Raw genomic sequence first — 6502 nt, 5'->3', positions numbered from 1 at the left:
CAGCCAATGGTATGGTTGCCAAGATACCAGTACTAGGTGGTGAAACGAATACGTCATCTATAATGACATATGGATATAACCCAAAGATCGGTAAGTGGTCTACTTTCCACGGAGCTATGAATGCAGTAGTAGAATCTGTTGCCAAACTTGTAGCCCTTGGTGGTGACTACTCTACTACAAGGCTTACATTCCAAGAATACTTTGAAAAGCTAGGCCAGGATCCAACTAGGTGGGCAAAGCCATTTTCAGCCCTGCTAGGCGCCTACTATGCCCAGTCAAGCTTTGAGATACCGGCCATAGGTGGCAAGGACTCAATGAGTGGAACTTTCAAGGATATAGATGTACCGCCTACCCTTGTATCATTTGCAGTTAATACAGAAGACGCTAAGAATATAGTTTCTCAGGAATTAAAGGCAGCAGGTAATGCCCTTGTCCTAGTAGAAACACCTCAGAAGGACTATGCCTTCCCAGACTTCGATGTGATGAAGAAGAACTTTGATATTATACACCAGGCGGCCCTAGAAGGTAAGCTAAAGGCAACATATGCCCTAGGCTACGGTGGTCTAGGTGAAGCCATAGCCAAGATGGCCTTTGGTAACAGGATAGGTGTAAGACTCGATGACAAGCTAGCCAGCAGGTATGAAAATAGGGATGACCTATTTAGACAGAGCTATGGTTCTATCTTAGTGGAAATCGACCAGGCAGACCTTGGGGTCCTAGAAGGGGCCAACTATGTGCTTGTTGGAGAGACAATAGCTAAGCCAGTAATAGATGTATTTGGTCAGGAGGTTTGCCTAGACAAGCTATATGCTGAGTCTGAAAAGACTCTAGAGTCAATCTTCCCAACTAAGGCAAGCAAGCTAGTGGATGATAAGATAGAAAATATCAGCTACAAGCTAGATGCTAAACCAGCCAAGTCATCACTTAGCATAGTTAAGCCAAGAGTATTCCTACCAGCCTTCCCAGGAACTAACTGTGAGTATGACTCTGCAAGAGCCTTTGAAAGGGCAGGTGCAGAGGCCCATATAGGCGTATTTAGAAATATGACTTATGCTGATATAGAGGCTTCAATAGACATGATGGTTGAGGAAATTAACAAGAGCCAGATCATTATGATACCAGGAGGCTTCTCAGCAGGTGATGAACCAGACGGTTCAGCTAAGTTTATAGCTACAGTATTTAGAAATCCAAGGATAGAAGAGGCTGTCATGAACCTAATAAATAATAGGGATGGTCTAATGATAGGTATTTGTAATGGTTTTCAGGCTCTTATCAAGCTTGGCCTAGTACCATATGGTGAGATTAAGACTCCAAGTGCAGATATGCCTACATTGACATATAATAATATAGGTCGTCACCAGGCTAAGGTAGTCCAGACTAGGGTTGCATCAAACAAGTCACCTTGGTTGGCTGCAACAGAGGTCGGAGATATCCACTCAATAGCTATATCTCATGGTGAAGGTAAGTTTGTTGCCAGTGAAGAGGTTATGAAGACCCTAATAGAAAATGGACAGATAGCAACACAGTATGTAGACTTTGATGGAAATGCTACATATGATATAGACTTTAACCCTAATGGTTCATACTGGGCAGTAGAGGGAATAACTTCAATTGATGGTAGAATCCTTGGTAAGATGGGTCACTCAGAAAGAAGAGGAGACTATGTAATCAAGAATATTATAGGAGAAAAGGACCAGAAGTTATTTGAATCTGGTGTTAAGTACTTCAAGTAATAAAAATTAAATTTCTTGGATAGAATTGGTAAATTTCAAGAGATAGTAGTATAATAGGTTCTAAACAAATTTCTTTTTAAAAGATGTGAAATTTGCTTAGGACCTATTTTGTATACCGATTGATTTAACTATGTAAGAACCTATTTTTATTATAACAATTGACCATAGGTTTATTGTTTAAAGGAAGGACTTGCTTAGAGTGTGCGGAGGTAAGATATGAGATTTTTAGATATTATTGAAAAAAAGAAAAATAAGCTAGCCTTGAGTGATGAAGAGATACAATTTTGGATAGATGGAGTAACAAATGAAACCATACCTGACTATCAGACTAGTGCCCTCTTGATGGCCATAGTCTTAAATGGTATGGACGACCATGAAACTGCCAAGCTTGCAGAGGCCATGATGAAGAGTGGACATGTCTTAGACCTATCATCAATAGAGGGAATAAAGGCAGACAAACACTCAACAGGTGGTGTAGGCGATAAGACTTCCATGGCCCTAGGTGCTATGGTAGCTGCATGTGGCCTAAAGGTTGCAAAGATGTCTGGTAGGGGGCTAGGCCATACTGGTGGGACCTTGGATAAACTAGAGTCCATAAGGGGCTTTAACTGCTATTTGTCAGAAGACCAGTTCAAAAAACAGGTAGAGGAAATAGGTCTGGCTATAATAGGACAGACTGGTGACCTAGTACCGGCAGACAAGAAACTTTATGCCCTGAGGGACGTTACGGCAACCGTAAATTCAATACCGCTTATAGCCTCTTCAATAATGTCTAAGAAGCTGGCTTCGGGTGCAGATACCATACTTTTAGATGTAAAGTATGGTGAAGGGGCCTTTATGAAGACTATAGAGGATGCGAAAGCCTTGGCCCAGGCTATGATAGCAATAGGCAAGAAACTTGGAAGAGATACAATAGCCATGATAACAGACATGGACCAGCCACTGGGTAATACCATAGGAAATGCCCTAGAGGTCCAGGAGGCAGTTGAAACTGTGAGAGGCAAGGGTCCAGAGGATTTTACAGAATTATGTATAAGAGCAGGAGAAATAATGCTAATCCAGGGCCAGCTTGCGTCTACTAAGGAGGAGGCAAGAAGGCAGATAAAAGAAGCAATTTCATCAGGTAAGGCCTTTGAAAAGCTAGTCCAAATGGTCCAATACCAGGGTGGTGATGTAGAACAAATCAAAAATACAGACCTGCTCCCAAAGGCAAAATTTGTGACAGAAATAAGGTCAAGAGAGGCGGGCTATATCAGCCGTATACATTCAATGCAATTGGGCATCCTAGCCATGAAGCTAGGGGCTGGTAGGGCGACTAAATCTGACCCAATCAAGTATGGTGTGGGTCTAAAGATAGGTGTTAAAAAGGGGGACAAGGTCAAGAAAGGAGATGTACTATGCAGGGTATATCATGACGAAGACCTAGACAAGGACTGGCTAGAGGAAATGTATAATAGCTTCCAGTACTCTGACCAGGTTCAGGACCCGACACCTATAGTTGAGGCAGTTTTAGGAGAGTAGGCTCAGACAGTTAATTTATATTTATAGGGCTTTTTTCTACCCAAATAAGGGGTCCGTTTATGGTTAAATTAAGCCGTCTAATGGTATAATATACTTAAATCTTACTAAGGAGGTAGACCTATGTCAGACGATAAGATAATAGACTTTGGCTCTTTTCAAAATAAGGTCAAGGATTCGGATATAGATAAATTAGAAGCATACATGTATTCAATGTATACAAACGTATCTAGTGGAAGTATGAGCCCCCTAGATTTTTCGAAAAGTATCAATGAATTTCTAAAGAAGAATAATATTTCAGTGGAGAAGTTCGGCCAGATGCAGGAAAAGCTTCTGGAGAGATATGGATTTGATCCAAAGAATATAGAAGAAGAAATGAAGAGGATGGGCATAGACATGAATGAAAGTGCCTATATAGTAAATAATAAGGACAAGGAAGAGTCGTACAGTGTTAAGGACTTTGGGGACAAACTGGCCTTTTTTGAAAGGTATGAGGGTATAGAAGAAAAGACAATTATGCACTACATTTTGGATAATGGTGTCAACCAGGTTAAGTTTATCATGGATGGTAGTAGCTTGACCCTTGTAAGTGAGAAAAAAATTGACCTATCAGACCCAGATGTAAATACCTTTATAGCTGGCTATAGGCAGGCTAACAAGGAAAAAATCAAGGTAGTAATATGCGAGGCGACGAATATTTATGACTACTTCTAATAGCACGAATAAGGCTTTAAAGGAAGGGGTTTCAGGAGAGGCCCAGGCTCAATTTAATATAAATGATAAGCCTTCATCATTGCCAAAAGCCTTCCTAAGAGAGATGGAGGACCTTTTAGGGGATGAATACCAGGCCTTTTTAGACTCCTATAGGGACGAAAAGACTTCTGCAATAAGGGTTAATACCTTGAAGCTACCAATAGAAAGTTTCAAGGACTTGGGCCTTTTTAATATTGATTTTGAGAGGGACAAGATTAGCTGGGCAGAAGAGGGTTACTACCTGTCAGGAGATGTAAATCCAGGTAAGAATCCCCTACATGATGCAGGTGCATATTATATACAGGAGCCTTCTGCCATGAGTGTGGTGGGTCAAACACCTATTTCTGAAGGAGATAGGGTCCTAGACCTATGTGCAGCCCCAGGTGGCAAGTCCACCTATATACTATCAAGGCTAAATCATAAGGGACTTTTGGTATCTAATGAGATAAATCCAAGTAGGATTAGGGCCTTGGGGGAGAATCTAGAGAGATTTGGAGCTGTAAACTCTATTATAACTAATTCAGATTCCAGTAATTTATTAACGTTTTTTAAAGGTTTCTTTGATAAGATATTCATAGATGCACCATGTTCTGGTCAAGGTATGTTCAGGAAGGATGATTTTGCCATTGAAGACTGGTCACAAGACAAGGTTGATGAATGTGTTGCCATCCAGAGACAGCTTATAAGAGATGCCTACCAAATGCTAAGAGCTGGTGGTATGATTATTTATTCTACCTGCACCTTTACTAGGCAGGAAAATGAAGCTATAGTTGAGGATTTCTTGGGAGATTATCCAGATGCTAACCTACTTGATATGGATAGGATTTGGCCCCATAGAGATAGGGGAGAAGGCCACTTTTGTGCCAGGATAACAAAGAAGGTAGATAAGCAGGGAGACCAGGAAGCTCAAGATAGTGATTTATTAGCTTTCGATAAAGATTCACACAGGGATTCTAGTAGAGAATCTGCTAAAAAATCAAAGAAAAAACAAAAGTCAAAGGCAAAATCCAATAGGAAAAACCAAGAATACCTTGGCTTGTACGAAGACTTCGCCACCGACTATTTAATAGATGGTGGACTAAGGGATGTCTTAGATTCAGGACTTACTGTCAAGGAAGATAGACTTTACTACCAGCCACTTGATTATGACCTTAGGGGTCTAAAGGTCTTGAGGTCAGGACTTTTTATAGGTGAATTTAAAAAAAATAGGTTCGAGCCAGCCCATTCTTTGGCCATGGCCTTGAAGCCTAGTGATGTAAAATATACACTTGATTTTGCGAATGACTCTGATGAAATCAGGGCCTATCTGAGGGGAGAATCTATAGGAACAGGCCAATCAAGGGGTTGGGTCCTGGTAAGCGTAGATGGGGTTTCCCTAGGTTGGGGCAAGGAATCAAATGGAACACTTAAAAATAAGTACCCAAAGGGACTTAGAAGATAGAGGCTGACCCAAAGGCCAGAAAAAATAAATTAATAGGGTTGAGGAAGGAGACTAAATTGAGTCGAGTAGAGAAAAAGGGATTTATGCATGAAGTAAAAGAAATTATCAAAGTTTTTTTAATGGCAGCAATTTTGGCTGTAGTCATAGTTCAGGTTATTAGACCGACCAGGGTAGATGGCCTATCAATGTACCCAACCCTTGAAAATAGTGACTACCTGATTATTAATAGGGTCAGTAGGTATACTGGTGTCAAGAGGGGTGATATAGTTGTATTTGATAGCTATATGCCTTTAAATAGCCTAACTAGTCAAGACAAGAGCACAGCTAAGAAAATAGTGGACTTCATATTGCAGGATGATAGTAGCACTAAGGACCTAGTAAAGAGGGTAATCGCTGTAGGTGGTGACCACATCACTATAAAGGATGGGGTTGTCAAGGTAAACGGAAAGGTCCTAGATGAGGAATATATTTCTAAGGACAATTATACAGATGGTGATATAGACACTACTGTGCCAGAGGGCAAGCTTTTTTGCATGGGTGATAACAGGAGAAACAGTCTAGATAGTAGGTATACAGAGGTTGGCTTTGTTCCTGAATCTAGGCTTGTAGGAAGTGTACTAGTTAGATTATTTCCATTGCAAAATATAGGGACTGTAAAATAGTTAGTTGAAATTCAAGGGGGGACCTCCTTGAATTTTGTCATAGTATGAAGGGATAGATCGATGAGTGATTTAAATATCAGGGTAGATGGTAAGGAAATAAAAATAGATGAAGGTAAGATTAGACTTTCCAAGTTAGCCAAAATGCTAGAAGATGACTACCAGGGACATATATGCATGGCTAAAATAAAAAACAGGTACCGTGACTTAAACTATGTGCTTCACACTAGTGAGGATGTCCACCTTATAGATACAAGGGGTGAAGACGGTATGCGTCTGTATTTTAGGGGCCTATCCTTGCTTTTAGTAATGGCCTGTAGGGATGTATTTGACAACTGTAAGGTCTTTATCAAGCACTCTATAGCAGGAGGGCTTTACTGTATGCTTAGGATGCCAAA

The 6502-nt window shown here is 40.6% G+C and carries 5 protein-coding genes and 1 pseudogene; all 6 read left to right on the top strand.

From position 1 onward, the window contains the following. On the top strand, positions 1 to 1733 hold a 1733-nt coding region (locus ACW6OJ_RS07040; RefSeq protein ID WP_456096137.1), incomplete at its 5' end, for a phosphoribosylformylglycinamidine synthase subunit PurQ. Positions 1734 to 1949: 216 nt separating this feature from the next. Then, a complete protein-coding gene (locus ACW6OJ_RS07035; protein ID WP_456096136.1) occupies positions 1950 to 3254 on the top strand; it encodes a pyrimidine-nucleoside phosphorylase in 1305 nt (434 codons plus the stop codon). A gap of 120 nt (positions 3255 to 3374) precedes the next feature. Next, a complete protein-coding gene (locus ACW6OJ_RS07030; RefSeq protein WP_314496099.1) occupies positions 3375 to 3965 on the top strand; it encodes a DUF3867 family protein in 591 nt (196 codons plus the stop codon). Further along, the gene (locus tag ACW6OJ_RS07025; protein WP_456096135.1) at positions 3952 to 5445 is read left to right on the top strand and encodes an RsmB/NOP family class I SAM-dependent RNA methyltransferase; all 1494 of its coding nucleotides are present in this window, start codon (positions 3952 to 3954) and stop codon (positions 5443 to 5445) included. Before ACW6OJ_RS07030 ends, ACW6OJ_RS07025 begins: the two co-directional genes overlap by 14 nt. A 56-nt stretch (positions 5446 to 5501) precedes the next feature. Continuing rightward, positions 5502 to 6107, top strand: a complete 606-nt coding sequence (lepB, locus tag ACW6OJ_RS07020; protein WP_455103546.1) for a signal peptidase I — start codon at positions 5502 to 5504, stop codon at positions 6105 to 6107. A 60-nt stretch (positions 6108 to 6167) separates the two neighbouring features. Then, positions 6168 to 6502, top strand: a pseudogene (locus tag ACW6OJ_RS07015) (nucleoside kinase); the annotation flags it as partial.

Source organism: Peptostreptococcus sp., assembly GCF_977045075.1.
The sequence above is the reverse complement of the archived record's forward strand: the minus strand, read 5'-3'. Positions and strand labels throughout refer to the sequence as shown.

Excerpts from the sequence above, each read along its gene's own strand:
- ACW6OJ_RS07035 (WP_456096136.1), top strand. The coding sequence starts at position 1,950 with ATGAGATTTTTAGATATTATTGAAAAAAAGAAAAATAAGCTAGCCTTG.
- ACW6OJ_RS07030 (WP_314496099.1), top strand. The coding sequence starts at position 3,375 with ATGTCAGACGATAAGATAATAGACTTTGGCTCTTTTCAAAATAAGGTC.
- ACW6OJ_RS07025 (WP_456096135.1), top strand. The coding sequence starts at position 3,952 with ATGACTACTTCTAATAGCACGAATAAGGCTTTAAAGGAAGGGGTTTCA.